This is a genomic window from Kitasatospora sp. UYEF31 (genome assembly GCF_057291755.1).
Genome location: NZ_JBXAWK010000052.1, coordinates 23,773 through 45,764, shown reverse-complemented (window position 1 = coordinate 45,764; position 21,992 = coordinate 23,773). Strand labels below are relative to the sequence as shown.

Annotated in this window: 21 protein-coding genes; 10 read left to right on the top strand and 11 right to left on the bottom strand. The window is 67.1% G+C overall.

Going from position 1 to position 21,992, the window contains the following annotated elements; all coding sequences use genetic code 11:
- Window positions 1-169 precede the first annotated feature (169 nt).
- Both AC0Z36_RS22840 and AC0Z36_RS22835 read right to left on the bottom strand, forming a co-directional pair.
- Window positions 170-457 (bottom strand): ATP/GTP-binding protein, encoded by a 288-nt coding sequence (locus AC0Z36_RS22840; RefSeq protein ID WP_485464881.1) that lies wholly within the window; start codon window positions 455-457, stop codon window positions 170-172.
- A gap of 98 nt (window positions 458-555) precedes the next feature.
- The gene (locus AC0Z36_RS22835; protein ID WP_485464880.1) at window positions 556-2,325 is read right to left on the bottom strand and encodes a 3-hydroxyacyl-CoA dehydrogenase family protein; all 1,770 of its coding nucleotides are present in this window, start codon (window positions 2,323-2,325) and stop codon (window positions 556-558) included.
- Window positions 2,326-2,617: 292 nt separating this feature from the next.
- Between AC0Z36_RS22835 and AC0Z36_RS22830 the strand changes: the two genes are divergently transcribed.
- The 3 genes from AC0Z36_RS22830 (at window position 2,618) to AC0Z36_RS22820 (ending at window position 4,314) form a co-directional block, all read left to right on the top strand.
- Window positions 2,618-3,625, top strand: a complete 1,008-nt coding sequence (locus AC0Z36_RS22830; RefSeq protein WP_485464879.1) for an LLM class flavin-dependent oxidoreductase — start codon at window positions 2,618-2,620, stop codon at window positions 3,623-3,625.
- Between the two features lie 111 nt (window positions 3,626-3,736).
- Entirely contained in the window at window positions 3,737-4,087 is a 351-nt protein-coding gene (locus AC0Z36_RS22825) for a hypothetical protein (protein ID WP_485464878.1), read from the top strand.
- Window positions 4,084-4,314, top strand: coding sequence for a Uma2 family endonuclease (locus AC0Z36_RS22820; RefSeq protein WP_485464877.1), 231 nt, complete (start codon window positions 4,084-4,086; stop codon window positions 4,312-4,314). The genes AC0Z36_RS22825 and AC0Z36_RS22820 overlap by 4 nt, the downstream gene beginning before the upstream one ends.
- A 107-nt stretch (window positions 4,315-4,421) precedes the next feature.
- On the opposite strand, the gene AC0Z36_RS22815 is transcribed toward AC0Z36_RS22820, so the two are convergent.
- Window positions 4,422-6,272 (bottom strand): hydroxysqualene dehydroxylase, encoded by a 1,851-nt coding sequence (locus AC0Z36_RS22815; protein WP_485464876.1) that lies wholly within the window; start codon window positions 6,270-6,272, stop codon window positions 4,422-4,424.
- Between the two features lie 458 nt (window positions 6,273-6,730).
- Here AC0Z36_RS22815 and AC0Z36_RS22810 point away from each other — a divergent pair, with 458 nt between their 5' ends.
- A complete protein-coding gene (locus AC0Z36_RS22810; protein ID WP_485464875.1) occupies window positions 6,731-8,083 on the top strand; it encodes an NAD(P)/FAD-dependent oxidoreductase in 1,353 nt (450 codons plus the stop codon).
- A gap of 13 nt (window positions 8,084-8,096) precedes the next feature.
- Entirely contained in the window at window positions 8,097-9,491 is a 1,395-nt protein-coding gene (locus tag AC0Z36_RS22805) for a flavin-containing monooxygenase (RefSeq protein WP_485464874.1), read from the top strand.
- Window positions 9,492-9,529: 38 nt separating this feature from the next.
- On the opposite strand, the gene AC0Z36_RS22800 is transcribed toward AC0Z36_RS22805, so the two are convergent.
- Complete coding sequence (locus AC0Z36_RS22800; RefSeq protein ID WP_485464873.1) at window positions 9,530-9,760, bottom strand: PIN domain-containing protein; 231 nt, start codon at window positions 9,758-9,760, stop codon at window positions 9,530-9,532.
- A 423-nt stretch (window positions 9,761-10,183) separates the two neighbouring features.
- On the opposite strand from AC0Z36_RS22800, the gene AC0Z36_RS22795 reads away from it, so the two are divergent.
- From AC0Z36_RS22795 to AC0Z36_RS22780, 4 genes are all read left to right on the top strand, one after another.
- Window positions 10,184-10,879: a type 1 glutamine amidotransferase domain-containing protein gene (locus tag AC0Z36_RS22795; RefSeq protein WP_485464872.1), complete on the top strand. Its 696-nt coding sequence runs from the start codon at window positions 10,184-10,186 to the stop codon at window positions 10,877-10,879.
- 2 nt (window positions 10,880-10,881) lie between these two features.
- Window positions 10,882-11,478, top strand: coding sequence for a TetR/AcrR family transcriptional regulator (locus tag AC0Z36_RS22790; RefSeq protein WP_485464871.1), 597 nt, complete (start codon window positions 10,882-10,884; stop codon window positions 11,476-11,478).
- A gap of 40 nt (window positions 11,479-11,518) precedes the next feature.
- Window positions 11,519-12,532, top strand: a complete 1,014-nt coding sequence (locus AC0Z36_RS22785) for an NADP-dependent oxidoreductase (RefSeq protein WP_485464870.1) — start codon at window positions 11,519-11,521, stop codon at window positions 12,530-12,532.
- A gap of 117 nt (window positions 12,533-12,649) precedes the next feature.
- A complete protein-coding gene (locus AC0Z36_RS22780; protein WP_485464884.1) occupies window positions 12,650-13,444 on the top strand; it encodes an aldo/keto reductase in 795 nt (264 codons plus the stop codon).
- Window positions 13,445-13,529: 85 nt separating this feature from the next.
- Here AC0Z36_RS22780 and AC0Z36_RS22775 read toward each other — a convergent pair whose 3' ends face one another.
- The 7 genes from AC0Z36_RS22775 to AC0Z36_RS22745 all read right to left on the bottom strand — a co-directional run bounded on the left by AC0Z36_RS22775 (window position 13,530) and on the right by AC0Z36_RS22745 (window position 20,946).
- Window positions 13,530-13,967 carry a PIN domain-containing protein gene (locus AC0Z36_RS22775; RefSeq protein ID WP_485464869.1) on the bottom strand — a complete coding sequence of 146 codons (438 nt, stop codon included), beginning with the start codon at window positions 13,965-13,967 and terminating at the stop codon, window positions 13,530-13,532.
- Window positions 13,964-14,239 (bottom strand): ribbon-helix-helix domain-containing protein, encoded by a 276-nt coding sequence (locus AC0Z36_RS22770; RefSeq protein WP_485464868.1) that lies wholly within the window; start codon window positions 14,237-14,239, stop codon window positions 13,964-13,966. The genes AC0Z36_RS22775 and AC0Z36_RS22770 overlap by 4 nt, the downstream gene beginning before the upstream one ends.
- A 192-nt stretch (window positions 14,240-14,431) precedes the next feature.
- A complete protein-coding gene (locus AC0Z36_RS22765) occupies window positions 14,432-15,916 on the bottom strand; it encodes an aldehyde dehydrogenase family protein (RefSeq protein ID WP_485464867.1) in 1,485 nt (494 codons plus the stop codon).
- Window positions 15,913-17,466 (bottom strand): acyl-CoA synthetase, encoded by a 1,554-nt coding sequence (locus tag AC0Z36_RS22760; RefSeq protein ID WP_485464866.1) that lies wholly within the window; start codon window positions 17,464-17,466, stop codon window positions 15,913-15,915. The genes AC0Z36_RS22765 and AC0Z36_RS22760 overlap by 4 nt, the downstream gene beginning before the upstream one ends.
- Window positions 17,467-17,650: 184 nt before the next feature.
- On the bottom strand, window positions 17,651-18,043 hold the full coding sequence (locus AC0Z36_RS22755; RefSeq protein WP_485464865.1) for an SCO5389 family protein: 393 nt from the start codon (window positions 18,041-18,043) through the stop codon (window positions 17,651-17,653).
- A gap of 360 nt (window positions 18,044-18,403) precedes the next feature.
- On the bottom strand, window positions 18,404-18,991 hold the full coding sequence (locus AC0Z36_RS22750) for a hypothetical protein (RefSeq protein WP_485464864.1): 588 nt from the start codon (window positions 18,989-18,991) through the stop codon (window positions 18,404-18,406).
- Window positions 18,992-18,996: 5 nt separating this feature from the next.
- Entirely contained in the window at window positions 18,997-20,946 is a 1,950-nt protein-coding gene (locus tag AC0Z36_RS22745; RefSeq protein WP_485464863.1) for a hypothetical protein, read from the bottom strand.
- A gap of 330 nt (window positions 20,947-21,276) precedes the next feature.
- Here AC0Z36_RS22745 and nucS point away from each other — a divergent pair, with 330 nt between their 5' ends.
- Window positions 21,277-21,936, top strand: coding sequence for an endonuclease NucS (gene nucS, locus AC0Z36_RS22740; protein ID WP_485464862.1), 660 nt, complete (start codon window positions 21,277-21,279; stop codon window positions 21,934-21,936).
- The last annotated feature ends 56 nt before the right edge of the window (window positions 21,937-21,992 follow it).

The window sequence follows — 21,992 nt, the reverse complement described above, 5'->3', positions numbered from 1 at the left end:
CCACCCGCGGCTCCAGTCGCTGTCTCACCCGCAGTTTCCGGAGCTCTACCACCCGCGGCTCCAGTCGCTGTCTCACCCGCAGTTTCCGGAGCTCTACCACCCGCGGCTCCAGTCGCTGTCTCACCCGCAGTTTCCGGAGCTCTCTCACCAGCCAGCTTCCCGCGCGCTTTCAGCGGCGGCGCTGGAGCCTGCGGTTCGTCCGTCCGTTCCAGCACGCCCGGTGCCAGTGCCTCCGGTCCTCCACCGGCCGGTCGGCCTGCCAGGCCACGACGTGCGGCACCCCGGGTGCGATCTCGTGGTCGCATCCGGGGCACCGGTAGGTCTTGGTCGCCGCGACTCCGCTGACCGGCCGCACCAGCCAGTCGCCGTCGGGACCCGACTGGCGGTCCTCCAGGCCGAAGTAGCCCGAGGACTCGGGGCGCTCGGGTCGGCGGAAGGTGTTGTTACGGCGCGGCATGGCTCAAGCCTACGCCCCGCCTACGCCGCGTCGATCATGTACAAAAGTCCCATTCCCGAGCTCCGGAGCGGCATTTTGTACATGATCGACGCAGCGGATCACCTCTGCTGGTGGTCCCGGAAGCCGCGCCCGGTCTTGCGGCCCAGGTAGCCCGCCGTCACCAGGTGTTCAAGCAGCGGCGCGGGTGCCCAGCCCGGCTCGCGGAACTCCGCGAACAGCACCTTCTCGATCGCCAGCGACACGTCGAGCCCGACCACGTCGAGCAGGTCGAACGGGCCCATCGGGTAGCCCGCGCCGAGCTTGATCGCGTTGTCGATGTCGTCCGTCGTGGCGTAGTTGGCCTGGAGCATCTTGACCGCGTCGTTGAGGTACGGGAACAGCAGCGCGTTGACGATGAACCCGGCGCGGTCGCCGCAGTCCACCGCGTGTTTGCGGACCTTGCGGCAGACCTCGTGGATGGTCGCCACCACGTCGTCCTCGGTCGCGACGGTCCGCACCACCTCGACCAGCTTCATCACCGGCGCCGGGTTGAAGAAGTGCATGCCGACCACATCACCGGGGCGTGCGGTCGCGACCGCGCACTCGATGACCGGCAGCGACGAAGTGGTGGTCGCCAGGATCGCGCCCGGCTTGCAGATCTCGTCGAAGTTCTCGAACAGGGCCCGCTTGACCGACAGTTCCTCGACCACGGCCTCCAGGACCAGGTCGGCGTCGCGCAGATCGTCGAGCCGTACGGTGCCGGTGACCCGGCCCAGGGCCGCGTCTCGGTCGGCTTCGACGAGCCGGCCGCGCTGGATCTGTTTGTCGAAGGACCGCGTGAGGGCCTTCCGTACGGCATTGACCTTTTCTTCGCTCCTGGCCACGTAGACGACGTCGTAGCCGGCCTTCGCGAAGACCTCGACGATGCCGGTCGCCATCGTGCCGGTGCCGACCACGCCCACCTTGTGCACGGTGCGCGGGGTTCCGGCGGCCTGCGCGGCGGTGCCGGGCTCGGCCACGACGACCGGCGAGCCGGCCTCCTCATAGCGGTAGAAGCCGCGGCCCGACTTGCGGCCCAGGAGACCGGCGGCGCGCAACTGCTTGAGGATCGGCGCGGGGGCGTGCAGCCGGTCGCGGGACTGGCGGTACATCGATTCGAGGATCTCGTACGCCGTGTCGATGCCGACCAGGTCGAGGACGGCCAGCGGGCCCATCGGCAGACCGCAGCCGAAGCGCATGGCCGCGTCGATGTCTTCCCGGGTGGCGTACTTCTCCTCCAGCATGGAGGCGGCGTGGTTGAGGTAGGCGAACAGCAGGCCGTTGGCGATGAACCCGGCCCGGTCACCGGCCACGACCGGGGTCTTGCCCAGTCGCTCGGCGAGTGCCACCACATCGTCCAGGACGCCGGGCTCGGTGACGACCGTACGGATGACCTCGACCAGTTTCATCACCGGCGCGGGGTTGAAGAAGTGCAGGCCCACCACGCGGGCCGAGCGGCCGGTGGCGACGGAGAGCTCGGTGACCGACAGGGAGGACGTGTTGGTGGCGAAGATGACCTCGGGGCCGCACAGTTTGTCCAGCTGGGCGAGCAGGTCACGCTTGGCGTCGAGCTGCTCCGGGATGGCCTCGATGACCAGGTGCGCATTCGACACGGCGGCGAGGTCCGTGCCGTAGGTGACCTTGGCGAGGAGTGCGGTGCGCTCGTCCCCGGTGAGTTTGCCGCCCTTGACGGCGCGGGCGGTCGAGTGCTCGATGCGGTCCTTGGCGGAGGTGAGGGCCTCCGCGCAGACGTCGACACCGACCACGTCGACTCCGGCGCGGGCGAGGACCTCGACGATTCCGGCACCCATGGTGCCGAGACCGATGACGCCGACTGTGGAGATGTCCATAGGTTCTGCTCCTTTGAGGGGTTTCCCATGGCGTCCCGGCACCGGACTGCGCAGATCTGAGAGGGGGTGCCTCCCAGCCCCTTGAGCCGGTATGAGGGTTCGGATACACCTGGGTTACCGGGAAGTAGCATTGTGGTGTCCGCGAGTATTGCAGCAACCCCAAGCCACGGACAGACCTCTCAGACGTGCCGTTTACCGCTTTTAGGCAGTTATCCCGGTAGTCGGGTACGTAACGTCCGCCACAACACGCGGCGAATCCGGGCATTTCCGGCACAAATGAGAGGCGACCTTGATGCAGCTGGGGATCTTCCTGCTGGCGGCCCGGTTCGAGGGCATGGACCACGGCACAGTCCTGAACGCTGCCATGGACGCGGGTCTGGCCGCGGAGGAAGCCGGGTTCGACGAAGCATGGATCGCCGAACATCATTTCGTGCCGTACGGGTTGTGCCCGTCTGCGGTCACGTTCGCCGCCATGCTACTGGGGCGTACGAAGCGACTCCAGGTGGGGACCGCGATCAGCGTGCTGCCCACCTCGCACCCCGTCTCACTCGGCGAACAAGCCTGCCTGCTCGATCAACTGACGGAGGGTCGGTTCACCCTCGGCGTCGGACGCGGCGGGCCCTGGGTGGATCTCGAAGTCTTCGGTACGGGGCTGGAAGCGTACGAAGAGGGCTTCCCCGAGGCCCTGGACACCCTGATGCGCTGGCTGACCCGGCACCGGGTGGCCGCCCAGGGGCCGCGCTACACCTTCCGGGAGGTCCCCGTGACGCCCCGGCCCTACAGCTACCCGCACCCGCCGGCGATCGTGGCCTGCACGTCCGACGCCACTGCGGCGCTGGCCGCCAGGCACGGGCTGCCGATGCTGCTCGGCATGCACGCCGACGACGACGAGAAGGCCGCGATGGTCAGGTCGTACGAGGCCGCCGCCCGCGCCTGCGGCCGGAACCCCGCGGGTGTCCCGCACGCCGCCGCGGCGGTCGCCCAGGTCGCCGACAGCCGGGAGGAGGCCATCGCCGTGCTCCGCGCGGCGATGCCCTACTGGCTCCAGGCCGGCCTGGCGGCGCACCAGACGGTGGACGACCGACCGCGGCCGATGCGCGACGCTGTCGCGTACACCGAACTGCTGTGCCGACTGCACCCGGTGGGGTCACCGGCCGAGTGCGTCGACAAGATCCAGGAGACAGCGGAGCGTACGGGGATCAAGCGGTTCCTGTTCTTCACCGAGGGAAGTGGGAACCGGGAAGTGACGCTGGAGAATATCGCCCGTCTGGGCAAAGAGGTGGTGCCGCAACTGCGGTGACCGCCGGTTTTCGACCAGCGGACTCACCAACACTCGGCCATCGCGGGCCACGAACAGATCAGAATTCGGCGCAGTGGGAGCGCAGCACCGACGCGAGGAAGGAACGCAGAGATGCCCGAGAACAGCACACCGGAGATCGAGCGCATCAACAAGGTCGTCGAATTCCTCGCACAGTCCGGTGAGTTCACCGGCGTCACGTTCGAGACAAGCCATTTCCAGGTTCGCGTGATGACGACCAGTGCCGACCCGATGCACGCGCGCACCGTCCGGTACGTATCCGACAGCCTCAGGGAGTCGGCAGACACCCGCGGGCTCGATGTGCTCGAAGGCGTCGGGTTCCTGACGGCTGCCGGGACGCTGCGCCAGCCCGACCTCTACGTCATCGACACGGACAAGGAAGACGGTTTCAAGAACGGTCACGTGCGTTCCCTCGTCGGCTTGTCCTCCTTGTCCTCGACGTGACATCGGGCAACCGCAGCAACGACTACGACAAGGTCGCGGACTACGCCGCGTCCGGCGTTCCCGTCTATGTGATCGTCGACCGCGAGAGCAATGAAGTGGTCGTCTACTCAAGCCCCGATAAAGGTCGGTACGACGAGCCGGCCCAGGTGCCGACCGGCAGACCGGTGTGGGTGCCGAAGCCGATCGGCGTGCGCATGGCCACGGAGCCGCTGAAGCGCTACCTGTAGTGCCGGCGGCATGAGCCTGGCTGCGCATGGGGATTCTGCGGTTCTGCGGCTGTTACTCAGCAGATCCCCCGCAGAACTCCCATGACCGACACGCGACGGGCAAGCGGTCAAGGCCAGTACGGCCGCAGCACATCGAACAGGTTCGGCAACCCCCACCGATACCGCTGGTCGTCGACGCGGTGCCAGTAGTCCATCGCCGGTTCCTGGTACAGCTGGAACGCCTTCGCCGGAGTGGCGTTGGAGCCCGACGCGGCCAGCACCCCGTTGGCGGCTTTGCGGCCGGCCTCGTTCGCGCCCTCCATCGTCGCCAGGTTGATGCTCGCCCGGACGTAGTCTGCGGCGAGGAACAGGTTCGGGATCTTCGTGACCGCCTCGGGGCGGTTCTCCCACGAGCCGATGGTGTTCACCAGGAGCGGCTCCTCGTTGGCCACCGACGGCGTCGCGTGACCGGTGATCGCCGGGTCCAGGAACCAGGAGTGGATCTTCGAGTCGGGCACGATCGTCGCGCCGTCGTCGAGGTTCGCCCGTACCTGTGCGAGGACTTCGTGCACGATCTGCTGTGGCGTGCACTTCTTCGCGGGCAGGCCGTACACGATCCCCGGGGTGTCCCAGTCGGACAGATCCAGCGACAGGACGTCCTGCACGCTGCCGTCCCCGTACGTCTGCGCGAAGCCGCCGTTGCGCCAGAACTGCGCCTGGCTGATCGACGTGACCGCCCACGGCGAGTCCAGGTACGCGACGTGCCCGCGGGTGACCGGGGTGGGCTGTTTCAGGTAGAACATCAGCCCGTTCATCCAGTCGGTCTGGAGGTTCCGGAAACGGCCGAGCGCCGGGTCTGCCGCGATGAGCGCGGGCGACATCAGCGGTACGGCCTTCTCGACAGGGACGGCGAGCACGTAGTGGTCCGCGGCGATCGTCCCCGACGCGCCGTTCGGGTCGGTGACCCGCGCCCCAGTGATCCGGCCGCCCGCGTAGTCGAGGCCGGTGACCGTCCAGCCGACGTTGAACTGCACGCCCAGGGAAGAGAGATAGGCGTACCAAGGGTCGATCCACGCCTCGTTCGTCGGCCCGGCGAGCACCCGGTCCGGGGCGCCGTCGGAGCCGCGGCCGAGCATCGTCCACAGGAAGATCTCAACCATCATCGTGATCGTCCGGGTGCTGGCGATGTCCTCCTTCGCCGCCACGAGCGTCGAGGTGAACGACTTCACGAGGATGTTCCGGTACGCCGCGGACATCTTGTCCATCTGGAGGTAGTCGGCGTACGACATGTGCTCCCACTGGCCGTTGCGCCGCAGGTCACCGCTGGTGAAGAAGACGACCATCTTCTCCGCCCAGAAGATGATCTCGCGCAGCGGCACCTGGCCCGCCACGCTCGCCATCGTCGTGAGCGCGTCCCGGATCGCCTCAGGGGTGATGTTGTCGAGGCCGTGCGGCAGCGTCATCTTCATATCCGTACGGCCCGCCTGCGCGAAGATCGCGTCGGGCGCGCTCACCAGGTTGTCGTGGACGCCGTTCGCGTTCCCCGCGAAGGGGATGCGCCGCATCGTGTCGGGGACGTTCAGGTAGAAGCCGGGGAAGAACCGGAACCCGTGCTCGCCGGGGAGGTCACGCCGGCCGCCGGTGCCGGTCCCCGAGACGGGGATGCTGCGGGCCTTGCCGCCGAGCGCCTTGCGCTCGTAAACCGTTACTTGGTAGCCGCGTTCGGCGAGTTCATGGGCGGTGGACAGACCACCCATCCCACCGCCGAGGACCGCTACCCGGCGGCCGTTGCCGCCGGCCGTCAGCAGGGCCGGGGTTCCCGCGTGTGCGGTTCCCAGGCCGAGCGGGCCGCCGGTGAAGGACAGCCCGGCCGCGGCGGTCGCGGCGGCGGCACCGGCGACGAAGCTGCGGCGGGACGGCGAAGGTCTGTTGTCAGCTGTGCTCTCAGTGCCGTGCTCGTGCGGGGTGTGCAAGGACACGGTGCCTCCCACTGTGATCCCCGGGGCTGCGTCGGCAACGGCTGACGCCGCGGGCCCCCGGGCCGGATGGACGGGCCGGACGGAGCGTTCGAGACAGGGCGTTCGAGACAGAGCGTTCGAGACAGAGCGTTCGAGACAGAGCGTTCGAGACAGAGCGTTCGAGACAGAGCGATCGAAACGGCGTGATCGAAACGGCGCGTTCGAGAAGCGCGCGGGAGCCGACTATCCCGGCTGCCCCGTACGGATACAAGAGACGCGGAAATGTTTCATTGCCTCACCTGAAACCTCGGCGGAAACCTTGTCCGGGGCTCGTTCGCGGGGTTAACGTCGGCCCATCGCATCGGCCTGACAGCCTGTCACTTCACCGCGCCCGCGCGCCCCTGGGCCCGGGGCCGCCTCCGGGTGGGAACAGCAGCACGTCTCGTAGCGCCACCCGCCACTGCCCGGGAGGACCCTCCGTGACCACCGAACGGCCGTTGGTCGAAGATCCCTGTGTCGAGACGGTCGACGCCGTCGTCGTGGGTGCCCGGTGCGCGGGGTCCGCCGCCGCGATAGCCCTGGCGAAGGCGGGACGGCGGGTGATCGCCGTGGACTCAGCGCGGTTCCCGTCCACCACCGTCTCCACGCACCTGCTGTTCGCCGGCGGGGTCGCCGAACTCAGCCGCCTGGGCGCCCTGGAGCGGGTCGAGGCGCTGAACCCACCGCATCATGTGGACGCCTACATCGAAGTCCCCGGCGGCGCGGCGCGGGGCACCTACTCCCCTGTCGACGGCATCTCCTACGGGATGTGCGTACGCCGTGCGGGACTTGACCTCGCGCTCGTCGAAACGGCCCGGGACGCCGGCGCGGACGTCCGCGAAGGCACCAAGGTCACCTCTCTCATCGAGAGGGGCGGCCGGGTCGCCGGCGTGCGGGTCGAAGACCGGAAGAGCGGCCCGTACGAGATTCACGCACCGCTTGTCATCGGTGCGGACGGCCGCCGCTCCCTGGTGGCGAAACTGGTGGGCAGTCAGGAGCCGCACACCTACAACGCGAACCAGCGGGCCTGCTACTACGCCTACTACGACGATCCGCGTTCGGAATGGCGCGGCACGGCGGCGATGTGGCTGGCCGGTGCGGAGCTCGGCACCGCGTTCCCCACTGACGGCGGCCTGGTGCTCGTTCTCCTGATGCCCGACAAGGACCGCGCGGACTCCTTCAGGCTGGACCTCGAAGGCGAGTACGACCGCACGATCGCTTTGCTTCCCGGCCTCGCGCAGCGGCTCGACGGCTGCACCCGGTCCACGAAGATCGTGCAGTCGGTGGAGCAGCCCTCGTACTTCCGCGCGTCCGCCGGACCCGGCTGGGCGCTGGCCGGGGACGCGGGGCACTTCAAGGACCCGGTCACCGCGCAGGGCATCCGGGACGCGCTGCGCTTCGGCCGGCTGCTCGGCGAAGCCGCCGCGCCGGTGCTCGACAGTCCGGCCAGGCTGGACGCCGCACTGAAGGCGTGGGAGCACCGGCGCGAGTCGGAGTGCCTGGAGACCTACCACTGGACGAACCGCATGGCCCGCGCGGAGACCGTGTCGCCCGTCATCGTGGAGATGCTCCGGCAGATGGCGCTGGAACCGTACGGATCACGCCGTCTGCTCGACATCTATTCGCGGGTCAACAAGCCCCGCGCGCTCATGGCCCCCGGCTTCGCCGGGAAGGTCGCCGTACGGGCGCTGCTCCGGCAGCCGGACAAGCGCGCCGTGGTGCGCGGCCTCATGGACGAGACCCGGGTGGCCGTGGCGACCCGGCTCGACGTCCTGCGCCACGCCCGTCACTGAGGGGGACGCACAAATGATCGTCATCATCGGAGCGGGGTTCGCCGGGCTGTGCATGGCGATCCGACTCAAGCAGTCCGGCGTCGACGACTTCGTGGTCCTGGAGAAGGCCGGGGACCTGGGCGGGGTGTGGCGGGACAACACCTATCCGGGGGCGGGTTGTGACGTGCCGTCATACCTCTACTCCTATTCCTTCGCGCAGCGCGGCGACTGGTCGCGCACCTTCCCGCGGCGCGGTGAGATACACGACTATCTGCGCCAGTGCGCCGACCGGTTCGGCGTGACGCCGCACCTGCGGTTCAACACCGAAGTGACCAAGGCCGCTTACGGGGACGGAAGTTGGCAGGTGACGACGGCCGGTCGGACCTATGCGGCCCGCGCGGTGGTTTCGGGTGTCGGACAGCTGAACCGTCCGCGTTTCCCGGACGTGCCGGGACAGGCCGAATTCGCCGGGACTTCCTTCCACTCCGCGCGCTGGCCGCACGATCACGACCTGTCCGGCCGTACGGTCGCCGTCATCGGAACCGGACCCTCCGCGGTGCAGTTCATTCCGGAGATCGCCCCGCGCGTCAAGAAGCTTTACGTCTTCCAGCGCTCCGCGAACTGGGTGGTCCCCAAGCCGGACAAGCCGTACAGCGCCCTGTCCCGGAAGCTGTCGTCGACGCTTCCGCCGATCCGGATCTCCCGGCGGCTCAAATCCTGGGGACTGACCGGCGAAGTGCTGCTCTACGGCGCGCTGCGGGGCAGTGCGGTGGGCAAGCTCGTGGAGAGTAAGTCCCGCAACCACCTGACCAACCAGATCAAGGATCTGGAACTGCGGGGGAAGCTCACGCCCGACTTCCCGATCGGCTGCAAGCGGATCCTGATCTCCGACGACTTCTATCCGGCGCTGGCCCGCTCCAATGTCGAACTCGTCACGTCAGGGGTGGAGCGGATCACGCCGGACGGCATCCGTACTGCCGACGGTTCTTCCCATCAGGTCGACACACTCATCTACGGAACCGGCTTCCTGGCAACGGAGTTCCTCCGGCCGATGGACATCCGGGGCCGGGACGGCGTGGCGCTGCACGATGTGTGGAAGGACGGCGCGGCGGCCTACCTCGGCATCTCGGTGCCGGAGTTCCCTGGCCTGTTCCTGCTGTACGGCCCCGGCACTAACCTGGGCCACAACTCGGTCATCTACATGATCGAGCACCAGGTGGAGTACATCCTGCGGCAGCTCGCCCAGGACGCGCCGCACGAGCCGTCGCAGGACGAATTCGAGGTGTACCAGCGCGAGTTGGAGTCATCGCTGCACGGCACGGCGCTGGAGGCGGACTGCACCAGCTGGTACAAGAACGCCGACGGCAAGGTGACGACGAACTGGCCGAAGCGGACGTTCTCCTACCGCAGGGCGCTGCGGAAGGCGTGAGGGGGATTCCGGGAATCCCCCTCACGCCACAACTGTCGTCAGGCCGGTGCGCTCACCGGAAAACCGAGGTCGACAGCCGCTTTGCCCAACTCCGCGTCGTAGGTGACGAACTCGGTGCGTTCGGGGCGGAACGGCTCAGCGCTGGACAGGTGGATCGCGTCCAGGGAACCGAGCTTCGGCGTGCGGTAGGACATCGCCCTGGCGATGACGGTGCTGGTGACATCCACCAGGTAGACGCCCTTGACGGCCTGTCCTGAGTAGTACGGCACGAGCCGGTGGTCGACACCGGCCCGCAGCAGGGTCCGGGTGATCGCCAGCGGGACCAGTTCACTGGTGATCAGTTCAGTCGCGTCGGGGAGCGCCAGGCGCGCAGTGCTGCGGTCCCGACCTCCGGCTTGATGAATTTGAGCAGGGCGCGGGCGTCCAGATAGATCAACGATTCCGCTCCTTGTCCCGGTCGGCGATGAGAAGGTCGGCCAGGCTCGGAACATCCGGTGCCAGTTCGAGGATGAGATCCGGCATCCCCGGCGATCCGCTGGGTTTTCTAGCGCTGCCGCCGGACCCCCCATTGGACATCTGCGGACAGTCGGCTTACGTTCGATAGCAACAAGATGACGTTCTGCGGCCAAATCGTCAGAACGTCTACGCACTGGCCGGGCTGCGCGATCCGGCCTTAACGTACGGAGATCCCCATGGCGAAGATCCTTTTTGTAGTGACCGGCACCGACTTCTGGACGCTGGCCGACGGGACCCGGCACCCCACCGGCTTCTGGGCCGAAGAGTTCGTGGCCCCGTACGAGGCGTTCACGAAGGCGGGCCACGAGATCGTGGTCGCCACGCCGGGCGGCGTTGTGCCCACCGTTGACCAGGGCAGCCTGGCGCCCGAGGTCAACGGCGGCCAGGACGGCGCCGACAAGGTCGCGAAGGCGCTGGCCGGCATCACCGAGCTCCAGCGTCCGCTGAAGCTGACGCAGGTGGACCTGGCCGACTACGCAGCCGTCTTCTACCCCGGCGGCCACGGGCCGATGGAAGACCTGGCCGTCAACGCCGACTCCGGCAGGCTGCTGACCGACGCGCTGGCGTCGGGCAAGCCGCTCGGCGTGGTCTGTCACGCCCCGGCCGCCCTGCTGGCCGCGGAGAACGCCGACGGCACCTCACCGTTCGCCGGCTACCGGCTGACCGGCTTCACCAACGTCGAGGAGACCCAGGCGGGCTTCGCGGACAAGGCGAAGTGGCTGCTCCAGGACCGCCTTGTGGAGATCGGCGTCGACTTCCAGGAGGGCGAGCCGTGGGCCCCGAAGGTCGTCGTCGACCGCAACCTCATCACCGGCCAGAACCCGGCCTCCTCCGCCCCGCTCGCCGCCGAGATGGTCAGGGTGCTGGGCTGACGATGGCTACCGACCGGCTCACCGAGGTGCTCGACGCGACGTACGAGTGTCTGACCAAGTACGGCGTACGGCGCACCACGATGGACGACATCGCCTCGACGATGGGCGTTTCCCGGTCCGCGGTCTACCTGTACGTGCGCAACAAGGACGACGCCCTGCGCAAACTCGCCGAACGCCTGCACACGCAGGCGCTCGTGCGGGCCCGACAGGCCGCGTCCGCCGACGCGCCCTACGCTGAGCGCATCCAGGGCATCCTCCAGGCCAAGCTCGACCTGGTGCTCGCGCTGCACGGGGACTCGCCGCACACCGCCGAGCTCCTCGACGAGAAGGCCCGGCTGTTCGGCGACATCTGCCATGCGTTCGTCGGTGACCTGCGCGGTCTGCTGACCGAAGCGTTCACCGGCGCGTTCGCTGAAGCGGGCGGCACGACGGGCCACTCAACGGGCGGCACGGCGGCCGTCGCAGCCGCCAACGCCGCCGACATCTGCATCGCGCTGGTCATCGGCCTTGAGTCGGTGCCGGACGGCAAGCGGCTGCTGCGCCCCGCGACCGATGCCCTGTTGACGGGGCTGCCCGGCACCCCCGCCGACAACCACTGACCTCCCCCACTCCCTCCCCTCTGCACCCAGGAGCTTCGCCATGTCTGTTTCCAGCCGTGAATGGCATCTCGCCGCCCGCCCGGTAGGTGAGCCCAAGCCCTCGGACTTCACCCTCGTCGAGACGCCCCTCCCCGAGCCCGGTCCGGGACAGATCCTCGTACGGAACGACTGGCTGTCCGTCGACCCCTATATGCGCGGTCGGATGAACGAGGGCAAGTCGTACCTCCCGCAGTTCGAGATCGGCGAGGCGATGAACGGCGGTGCCGTCGGCACCGTCATCGCCTCGCAGGCCGAAAACGTGCCCGTCGGGGCGACCGTCGCGCACTTCCTCGGCTGGCGTGACCACGCCGTCCTCGACGCCGCCGCCGTGCGGGTTGTCGACACCGACCTCGCCCCGGCGCAGGCCTACCTCGGCGTGCTCGGCACCACCGGCCTCACCGCCTACGCGGGGCTGACTGAAATCGCCCCGGTCAAGAAGGGCGACGTCGTCTTCGTCTCCGGCGCGGCCGGTGCGGTCGGCTCGGTCGCCGGACAGATCGCCAAGCGCCTGGGTGCCTCGAAGGTCATCGGCTCGGCCGGCGGCCCGGAGAAGGTCCGGCGCGCGGTCGCGGACTTCGGCTACGACACCGCGATCGACTACCGGGAGGGCGATCTGCCCGGTCAGCTCGCCGCGGCCGCGCCCGAAGGCATCGACGTCTACTTCGACAACGTCGGCGGCGAACACCTCCAGGCCGCGATCAGCCTGCTGAACGTCCACGGCCGGGTCGCCCTGTGCGGTGCGATCTCGCAGTACAACGCCACCACGCCGCCGGTCAGCCCGAACAACCTCGCGCTCGCCATCGGCAAGCGCCTCACCCTGCGCGGCATGCTCGTGGGCGACCACCAGCACCTCGCCGCCGAGTTCGTCCCGCAGGCCGCGGGCTGGCTCAGGGACGGTTCGCTGCGCACCGACGAGACCGTCACCGACGGAATCGAAAACACCGCCGAGGCGTTCATCGCCATGATGCGCGGCGCGAACACCGGCAAGATGCTCGTGCGCCTGCCGCAGGCCTGACACTCCTTCAGCTGACCCGGCATCAGCGGACAGTCCGGTCCCGAAGCTGCCCGCCCTCCACACCACCCGGTAAGGAACGCCCCCGTGCAGAACATCACCCTGAACAACGGCGTCAGCATGCCCCAGCTGGGCTTCGGCGTCTGGCAGGTCGAGGACGACCAGGCGTACGACGCCGTCACCACGGCTCTCGACGCCGGCTACCGCAGCATCGACACGGCGCGTATCTACGGCAACGAGGCCGGTGTCGGCCGTGCGGTCCACGACTCGGGCCTGGCCCGCGAGGACGTCTTCCTCACCACCAAGCTGTGGAACGACAACCACGGCTACGACGCAGCCCTCAAGGCCTTCGACGCGAGCCTGCAGCGCCTGGACACCGACTACGTGGACCTCTACCTGATCCACTGGCCGGTCCCGGAGCAGAACCTGTACGTCGAGTCGTACAAGGCGCTGGAGCAGATCTACGCCGACGGCCGCGCCAAGGCGATCGGCGTCTCCAACTTCACGGCCGAGGCGCTGGACCGGCTGCTCGCGGAGACGGGCATCGTCCCGGTCCTCAACCAGATCGAGCTGCACCCGTACCTCGCGCAGTCCGAACTGCGCGCGCTGGGCGCCCGGCACGGCATCGCCACCGAGGCCTGGAGCCCGCTCGGCCAGGGCAAGGACCTGCTCGGCGAGTCGGCGATCGTCAAGATCGCCGGCAAGCACGGCAAGTCCCCGGCCCAGGTCGTCCTGCGCTGGCACCTCCAGACCGGGAACATCGTGATACCCAAGTCCGTGACGCCGTCGCGGATCGCGGAGAACATCGACGTCTTCGACTTCGCCCTGGACACCGACGACATCCGGGACATCGACGCCCTCGACCGGGACGGCCGGATCGGTCCTGACCCGGCCACGATGAACTTCCTCGGCTGAGCCTGGGTTTCCAGAACGGCACACCCCGCGCCCGCCGGTCCACGGCGGGCGCGGGGTGCGTTGGGACCCCAGAACCGGAACCGGGTCAGTCGAGATCGTCTGGCAGGACCCGGAAACGCGCGTGCGCGGTCAGGGGACGGAGCGTGCGGAAGTCGCGGCGGTCCAGAGTGAGGACAGCGTCGGTCTCGTACTCAGCGGCCAGGGCGACGTTGACGGCATCGACCAGATCGAGGTTGAGAGTGGCGTAGCGGGCACGGACTTCCACGGCGGTACGCAGGATGGCGGGGGTGGTGTCGGCGACGACCAAGCGCAGGGCTTCGAGCCGGTCGGCCATGTCGCGAATCGCGGCGTCGGCGATACGGCGGTTCCCCCGGATGGTGAGCACCTGGTGGAGTTCAGTGAGGGCCAGTGGGGTGACGATGGTCAGGGCGGCCTGACTGAGGGCCTCGTGGGTCCGCTTGTGTTCCGGAGCGGCGCGGTTGAGGGCAGTGATGAGGCCGGAGGTGTCGGCGATGATGATCACGCGGTGTCGGTCTCGGGGTCGAACTCGGTGGGGCCGACGGTGCCGGACAAGACAGCGGCGTTGATCTCCTCTCGGGTGACCGGTTCGGGGCCGAGATCGAAGGTCTCAGTGAAGAAGGGTTCGTCCCAGACACGGTTACGCAAAGCTGCGAGATGGATGCCCTGGCGGATGATCTCAGCCTCGCTAATGCCCTTGCGGGCGGCGGCCTCCTTGATGATGGCCATATCGTCGGGGTCGGCGTAGACGTTGGTGCGCACCATATTCTTCGACATGTACCAAAACTAGCACATGTACCAAACTTGAACACGTATTCGATAGAGGGTCGGAGTGTCCGGGTGCGCACCCGCCCGCAGGCTCCGACGCCGACTCATACACAGCCTTCGACGAAGGATGCGCCGGCCCGGCCTCCGAGGATCTCCGTGCGCCCGGCCGGCCGGCCGCCGCGGCCCCAACTCCGGACAAGCTCAGTGGCGCCGCCCGAACCTCAGCTGCACATACCTGTCCAGCGCCTGCATCGTCTTCGCCGTGCGCTCGAAGGTCGTCGGCTCCATCGGCGTGCTGAAGCGTTTGCGCGTCACCGCCTGGGTGCGGCTGAACTCCCGCAGTCCGTCCGCCCCGTGCATCCGGCCGAAGCCGGATTCGCCGCTGCCGCCGAACGGCAGGCCCGGGATTCCAGCGAAGGCGATGACCGCGTTGACCGAGACCATCCCGGCGCGCAGCTTCCGGGCGATCTCGACGCCCTGCCGTCCGCCGCGGGTGAACACCGCGGCGCCGAGCCCGTAGGCCGAGTTGTTGGCCAGGCGTACGGCCTGCTCGACGTCACTGACCGACCGCACCGCGATGACCGGGCCGAAGGTCTCCTCGCACACCGCGGCACTGTCGTCCGGCGCGTCGACCAGGACCACCGGCTCGATGTACCGCTCGCCGACCGACTCCGGGCCGCCGACATATGCGGTGGCGCCCTTGGCGACCGCGTCATCGATGTGCCGCCGTACGACGTCGATCTGCGCGGGCATGGTCATCGGTCCATACGACTCACCCGGCACCAACTTCGCGATACCCGACCGCAGTTCCTCCAGGAACTCGTGCTTGAGCTCCTCGACCACATAGACCCGCTCGATGCCCACGCACGTCTGCCCGGCGTTGGACAGCGCGCCCCACAGGGCGCCCTGCGCCGCGGCCTTCACGTCCGCGTCCTCGGCGACGATCAGCGCGTCCTTGCCGCCGCACTCCATGAGGACCGGCGTCAGGTTCTCCGCGCACGCGGCCATGACCTTGCGTCCGGTGCGCGCCGAACCGGTGAACGCCAGTTTGTCGACGCCCGCCGTGCACAGGGCGCTGCCCGTACGGCCGTCCCCCGTGATGACCTCGAAAACGCCTGACATGGCGTCAGGATTGGCCCGCTGGAAGCTCTCCGCCAGCCAGCGGCCAACACCCGGGGTGAACTCGGAGGGCTTGAACAACACGGCGTTCCCGGCCGCCAGCGCGTACGCGATCGACCCCATCGGGGTGAACACCGGGTAGTTCCACGGGCCGATGACTCCGACGACGCCGTACGGCCGGTATTCGAGACTGGCCGCCTGGTTGACCATCGCCAGGCCGCTGGGCACCCGGCGGCGCTTGAGGATCTTCTCCGCGTGCCCGGCCGCCCACGCGATGTGCTCAAGCCCCAGCAGGACTTCGAGGAACGCGTCGTCGCGCGGCTTGCCGTTCTCCTCGTGCACGAGGTCGCAGAGTTCGTTCCGCTCCCGGGCGACGAGTCCGGCCCAGGCGCCCAGCCTGCGTTTCCTTTCCCCGTACGGAAGACCCGCCCACCAGGCGCCGCCGATGCGCGCCCGGAAGACCGCGTCCCGCACCTGGGATTCGTCCTGCACCGGGTAGCGGCCGATCTCCTCGCCGGTGGCGGGGTTGTACGAAGCGAACGTCTCGCGGCTGTCCACCGTGGTCACTCTGCCTCCTCCTGTCGGCGGGCCTGGTCGCGGAGTTCGTTCTTGCGGATCTTCCCGGCCGCCGTCATCGGCAGCCCCGCCGCGAACTCGAAACTCCGCGGGCACTTGTAACCCGCGATCAACTCCTTGCAGTGGGTACGCAGTTCCGCGCCCGTTACGGCGCTACCCGCTTTCAGCACGACTACCGCGTGAACCCGTTCGCCCCACTGAACGTCAGGAAGGCCGACAACCGCGCACACCGCCACCATCGGATGGGAGTTCAGCGCGTTCTCCACCTCCGCCGAATACACGTTCTCCGCGCCGGTCACGATCATGTCCTTGAGCCGGTCGACCACCGTCAGATAGCCGTCGTCGTCCATGAACCCGAGGTCGCCGGTGTGCATCCAGCCGTTGCGTAGCGCCTGCGCGGTCTCCTCGGGCTTGTTCCAGTAGCCGAGCATGACGTGGTCGCCACGCGAGACGATCTCCCCCACGGTGCCGCGCGGGACTTCGGCGTCGGCCGGGTCGACCACCTTCACCTCAGCATGGATACACGGCAGTCCGGCCGAGCGCAGCTTCTTCGCGTCTCCCGTGCGGTGGTCCTTGTCGAGCAGTACGGTGACGACCGGCGAGAGCTCGGTCTGACCGTAGGCCTGGACCAACGAGGCTCCGGGCAACGCTTCGAGGGTCCGGTCGAGCAGGGTCCCGGTGATCGGTGACGCCCCGTAGGTCACCATCCGCAGGCTCGTCAGGTCGTAGGACGCGAAGTCCGGGTGGTCCAGCACCATCTGAAGCATCGTCGGCACTATGAACACCTCGGTGACCCGGTGTTCCTGGACCGCGTGGAGCGTGGCCTTCGGGTCGAAGAACGGCAGCATCACCTGGGTGGTGCCGAGCAGACCGGCCATCAGCGAGATGCCGACACCCGCGATGTGGAAGAGCGGGGCCACGTGCAGCGCCCGCGCGTCGTCGCCCGCCCGGAGCGCCGCCGTGTCCATTAACCCGCCGTAACAGGACATGAGCAGATTGGTGTGCGACAGCATCACGCCTTTGGGGAACCCGGTGGTGCCGCCCGTGTAGAAGATTCCGGCGAGGTCCGATCCCGTACGGAAGGCGTCTTCGGCGGGTTCGGCGGATGCCGTGAGTTCCCCGTACGAAATCATTCCTTCAGGTGTCGGACCCGCCCCCAGGTGCACGATCTGCTTGAGGACCCCGCATTTTTCCCGCAACAGCGGGACGGCCGGCAGGAACGTGTCGTCGACCAGGAGGACCGAAGTCCCGGAATCCTCAAGGGAGTAGGCCATCTCGGCCGGACTCCAGCGGATGTTCACCGGGTTGAGCACACCGCCGGCCCAGACGATGCCGCTCAGGCACTCCAGGTAGCGGGTGGAGTTCAGCGCCAGGATGCCGACCCGGTCGCCGTCGGCCACGCCGAGCGACTTCAGCGCCCCGGCGCAACGCGCGACGCGGTCGTGCAGTTCGCCGAAACTGACCGACGTCCCGCCTTCGACGACCGCGGTGCGGTCCGGGCGCTGCCTGGCCCAGCGGTGCAGTGCGTGCGCAATCCCCATCGGACTCCGTCCAGGTGTGGCCGGGTGCGACGGAGTGCCACCCGGCGTTCTGAAGTGGTGCCTCACTACACGTGCGGATGCTTCGCGGGGCCCCACTCTGCTTCCCCTGGACGGATTCCGGAAGGGCTTTGAGATACAAAAAAGCCCCGGATGTACCGGGGCCTCTTTGTCTTCGCCGGACCGGTCAGCAGTCGCGCAGCAGCGGCGACTGGTTGAGCAGCTGACCGCGGAGCGACGTGAACTTCGTGTAGCGGTCAGTGCCTTCCGCGTCCGGCGGGAACGCCGCGAGGCGGTGGCAGTTCTGGAAGGCCAGCTTCACATCGAAGTGGCGCTCCAGGGAGCCGCGGATCGAGTCGGACGCCAGAGCGCGGAGCAACTGCCCACGCGCCTGCTCGTCCGGCGGAGGAACTTGGTTGTCGGCGAACTCGCCGCCTTCCACCTGGAGCCGGGTCGCCAGTTCGGAGACCATTTCCCAGGCGTACGGGAGTGAGGTGCGCACGCAGTCGACGAACTCCTTCTCGTCGACCTCACCCTGCTCCGCCTGCGCCAACAACCGCGGGGATACATCGAGCGACATTACGGCTCCTTCCACCGGTCCGCCGGAGCGGACTCGGGGTGCCTTGGGGTGCCTTGGGTCGGATCGTGCAGGTCGCGCCGTACCTGGAGGATTCCGGACAGGCCGGAGTTCCGGGGCCGCGCCACTCACGGTAAGTCATCGGCTACGTAATGTTCCAGGGCCGATTCAGGCCAGCGTTGATCGTCAGCCACCGCGGTTCGGCGGGTCCGGGACGAACCCGGCACCTCCTCCCCGGTGGGCACGGAGTGCATCGGGCCGAGTTGCCAGCGGGTGGACTCGCTTATGCCGATGTCCTCTTCGATGAGGGGGTGCCAGCGGGGCGTTCCGGAGACCATGAGGGGACCCTTCGCCGAACGCCGACTATCCGACGGGCACTTGGGGCTGGGGCAAGGGCGGAAGGCTGCACTTGGCGCGGACCCGGGCGGCGTTGACCATGTCGACGAGGAGGTTCGCGAGGTCGTGGCGGAAGGCAGCGGGGCGGGGTAGGGGATTCCCTGTCCCAGGTTCGACGTAGTCGATATCGATCATCGTCAATCCCTCTGCTGCCCCTGGCCAGCACGCCGGTACCAGGACTCGTGCGCGGGATTCAGAAACAAATCCGGTCAGGCTATTCCCCAGCGGAATCGCGCCCGACCCTTCTCTTTTTAGCATATCAATATCGTCACGATAGTCGTGCGCATAGTAATCGAGCTTCGGCGTATCGCTATGCTTTCGATTAAGTCTGATTCCACATTCACCACGATTCGAATCGATCCGCCAAGCCCTGTACTCGGCCACAGGAAGCACTCCCTTGTAAGATTCGACAGGAACCAGACCCCAGCACGCCGATTCTGGAATGATGAACCTATTCGAACCTTCCTCGGAAAAGCGATTCCAAGCGAACCACCCCGAGGAAGCAATTACCAGCAAGACAAGAATCAACAATGCAGTCTTCGATATTCTGTTCATTTGACTCATCTCTCGCCGAGCCCATCCTGCCGGAACATGGCGCCACCAGAATTAAATTGCGAATCCACTAGCCCGGACAACTCAGCCCCTCGAAGAGGGGAATCCCGAGAATCACTCCAGGCCCCCACGATATCTTGAACGAACTTACGGCTATTGCCATGCTGGGCCGAAATATCAGCGGCAGCGGCGGCTGCATTATCGGATTTGAAATGATCCACAAACAGGTCGATATCCTTCTGGATTCCATAGTCCATTGTTCCACCGACCCACGGAACTGAACCGGTGATCGCACTGGAGACCGTCCGCAGGATCTCCTCACGAGATCCATTTTCCTTGTTCACGGCGTCATCCGCAGACTGCTGGTCGTCCTTGATATCGTACGTGATTGCAGAATCAAGGATGCCGAAAACCTCGGATGAATACCCAATGTGAGTCTGCGCGCTAATCTGACTACCCCCACGAGAATTAATGACATCAAGACCAACAATCAGATATCCTGCCTCCGCCTCGGAAATTCTTCCGATACTCCCTGGTGTGTCAACGATCCCACCGATGGCTCTCAGCAATTCATTTCGATTGATGACGGCGAGCGGATCACCTTGACCACGCGGGAGCAATTGATCTTCAGAATTGCCCGGATATGTCAGACTGTTGTGCACGGACTGAATGTTATCAGCCAACGCCCGCGACAGTCCGTTGTGCAGTTCCGGCGCAACTGCCGGGGGATGAGGCTTACCCAAGATTTCCACCATCTGCTTCAGCACGCCATTCGTCTCCGGAGAGTGATGCCCTGTCGTCGCCATCCCGACTGCATCACCTGTCGCAGAAAGAGCCGAACTCCAAGGACCACCACTCGGCCCAGTCGCATCAGGCATCTGAGTCCGGTCCTGGAGTAGATACTTGAGGTAATCATTCCCCATCCCAGCCGGATGTCCGTTGACCGCCGGCTGGAAGAACTCAATTGCAGCCTGCGGATTGTTCGACAGGGCGGTCATCAGACCGGTAATTGGATCGCGCCCCGAGCCAGGGACACCAGTGAAATTTAGGGGATCTTTCAGTGCTTGATCACCAGCAGCGTACGGTGCCGCCCCAACCAGGCCGGTGTAAAACTGCGATGGATCATTCGCCCAAATCCGAATCCCGCCAGCCTTCTTGTCGAAGTCCAGCAGATCCGCCCCCGTCTGCTTGAGGAACTCCTTGTCATATTTCCCGTTCATCAGGAGCACGCCGATTTCCTGATACCCGTACACCCCGCCCGGTGTCTTTTCCCGTCCGGTCTCCTTCATGCGGGCCATCCAACCCGGGTCGCGGGCCAGCATCGGGCTGGCGTTGGCCAAGGTGATCCCCAGCAGTTTCTGCACTTCGCCGATCTTCTTCGAGTCAAGACCACCCCCGAAGGTGGCCGTCTGCATCGACGGCGCTCGCGTCTGAAGGATCTGCATCGAAGCGACCAGCCCCTCAGGCCCCAGCTGAGTCATCACCCTGTTCGCGAAGTAGGGGTTGTCACTGTTCTGGTTCATCAGGTCGACCAGCCGCTGCAATTCCGGCCCCTTGAGGTCACCGGCCCGGGCCAGCAGCGTCACGGCCTCCACCGCCTCAGCGTTCGGATCCGCCGTCGGGTTGGCGTTGAACTCCGTGAGGTCACCGCCCTCCGCCCTGCGGAGGGTGTCGGCCGCGAACCCGTCCACATCATTGGCAACCTCGAGCGCTGCCGCGATCCGGTTCGCGATGTCCTCAGCGATCCCGTGCTTTTCCTGCTCGTACTTCGCGGCGGCGTCCGGTGGTGCCCCCGGGGCGTTGAGTTTCTCCATCGGCGGCCAGTGCACAGAGCCGTTCGATGTCACCGTCATCTGCTTGGCACGCGCCTCCTCCAGGAGATCCACCAGCACCCGCTGCACCCGCCGGAAGGACTCCGTCGCGTCCCGCAGCGCGCGGGCGACGGCCCCGGCCTCCACTCGACCTCGGTAGCCGGCGGGCTGGCGTACTGCGGCAACACTCCCCGGACGACCTCCGGAGGCGGCGGTGGCGGCTTGGGTTTCCCGCTCGCCAACGTCGTCAGCCCGTCCCACTTCCCTGCGTCCGCTGCCCCCGCTGACATGTGCCCCCGCTTTTCGCCTCGGACTGATTTTGATCATGCTTGTGCACAAAGTCAGCGCTCTTTGGCTTTCTACTGCCTTCCCCAGCAGCAACATACAGTGATCACACACCGCCTTAACAGTGATCGCATGTCGCCTTCCCGGCGACGGCTCATCGGTTCGTTCCGGTGTGGGCTAGCCTCGTGCACTATGCGCCTCGTCATCGCCCGTTGCTCTGTGGACTACGCAGGCCGGCTCTCCGCCCATCTCCCGTCCGCCCCCCGCCTGATCCTGGTCAAGGCCGACGGTTCCATCTCCATCCACGCGGACGACCGGGCGTACAAGCCGCTGAACTGGATGACCCCGCCGTGCACCCTCAAGGAAGACGGGGACACGTGGACGGTCGTCAACAAGGCCGGCGAGAAGCTGATCATCACGCTCGAAGAGGTCACGCACGACTCCTCGCATGAGCTGGGCATCGACCCTGGCCTCGTCAAGGACGGCGTGGAAGCGCACCTGCAGGAACTGCTCGCCGACCGCATGGAGGTGCTCGGCGCGGGCTGGACCCTCGTGCGCCGGGAGTTCCCCACGGCGATCGGCCCGGTGGACATCCTCTGCCGCGACGCCGACGGGACGACCGTGGCCGTGGAGATCAAGCGGCGCGGTGAGATCGACGGTGTGGAACAGCTGTCCCGCTACCTGGAGTTGCTGAACCGCGACCCGCTGCTCGCGCCGGTCAAGGGTGTCTTCGCCGCGCAGGAGATCAAGCCGCAGGCGAAGGTGCTGGCCAACGACCGCGGGATCAGCTGTGTGCTCCTCGACTACAACGGGCTGCGCGGGATCGACGATGAGAAGCTGAAACTCTTCTGAGGAAGCCGAAGATCCCCGTGTATTTCACAGGTCGAAAACGACCTGTGAAATACACG

Excerpts from the sequence above, each read along its gene's own strand:
- AC0Z36_RS22840 (WP_485464881.1), bottom strand. The coding sequence starts at position 457 with ATGCCGCGCCGTAACAACACCTTCCGCCGACCCGAGCGCCCCGAGTCC.
- AC0Z36_RS22835 (WP_485464880.1), bottom strand. The coding sequence starts at position 2,325 with ATGGACATCTCCACAGTCGGCGTCATCGGTCTCGGCACCATGGGTGCC.
- AC0Z36_RS22830 (WP_485464879.1), top strand. The coding sequence starts at position 2,618 with ATGCAGCTGGGGATCTTCCTGCTGGCGGCCCGGTTCGAGGGCATGGAC.
- AC0Z36_RS22825 (WP_485464878.1), top strand. The coding sequence starts at position 3,737 with ATGCCCGAGAACAGCACACCGGAGATCGAGCGCATCAACAAGGTCGTC.
- AC0Z36_RS22805 (WP_485464874.1), top strand. The coding sequence starts at position 8,097 with ATGATCGTCATCATCGGAGCGGGGTTCGCCGGGCTGTGCATGGCGATC.
- AC0Z36_RS22795 (WP_485464872.1), top strand. The coding sequence starts at position 10,184 with ATGGCGAAGATCCTTTTTGTAGTGACCGGCACCGACTTCTGGACGCTG.
- AC0Z36_RS22790 (WP_485464871.1), top strand. The coding sequence starts at position 10,882 with ATGGCTACCGACCGGCTCACCGAGGTGCTCGACGCGACGTACGAGTGT.
- AC0Z36_RS22785 (WP_485464870.1), top strand. The coding sequence starts at position 11,519 with ATGTCTGTTTCCAGCCGTGAATGGCATCTCGCCGCCCGCCCGGTAGGT.
- AC0Z36_RS22780 (WP_485464884.1), top strand. The coding sequence starts at position 12,650 with ATGCCCCAGCTGGGCTTCGGCGTCTGGCAGGTCGAGGACGACCAGGCG.
- AC0Z36_RS22770 (WP_485464868.1), bottom strand. The coding sequence starts at position 14,239 with ATGTCGAAGAATATGGTGCGCACCAACGTCTACGCCGACCCCGACGAT.
- AC0Z36_RS22760 (WP_485464866.1), bottom strand. The coding sequence starts at position 17,466 with ATGGGGATTGCGCACGCACTGCACCGCTGGGCCAGGCAGCGCCCGGAC.
- AC0Z36_RS22755 (WP_485464865.1), bottom strand. The coding sequence starts at position 18,043 with ATGTCGCTCGATGTATCCCCGCGGTTGTTGGCGCAGGCGGAGCAGGGT.
- AC0Z36_RS22750 (WP_485464864.1), bottom strand. The coding sequence starts at position 18,991 with ATGAACAGAATATCGAAGACTGCATTGTTGATTCTTGTCTTGCTGGTA.
- nucS (WP_485464862.1), top strand. The coding sequence starts at position 21,277 with ATGCGCCTCGTCATCGCCCGTTGCTCTGTGGACTACGCAGGCCGGCTC.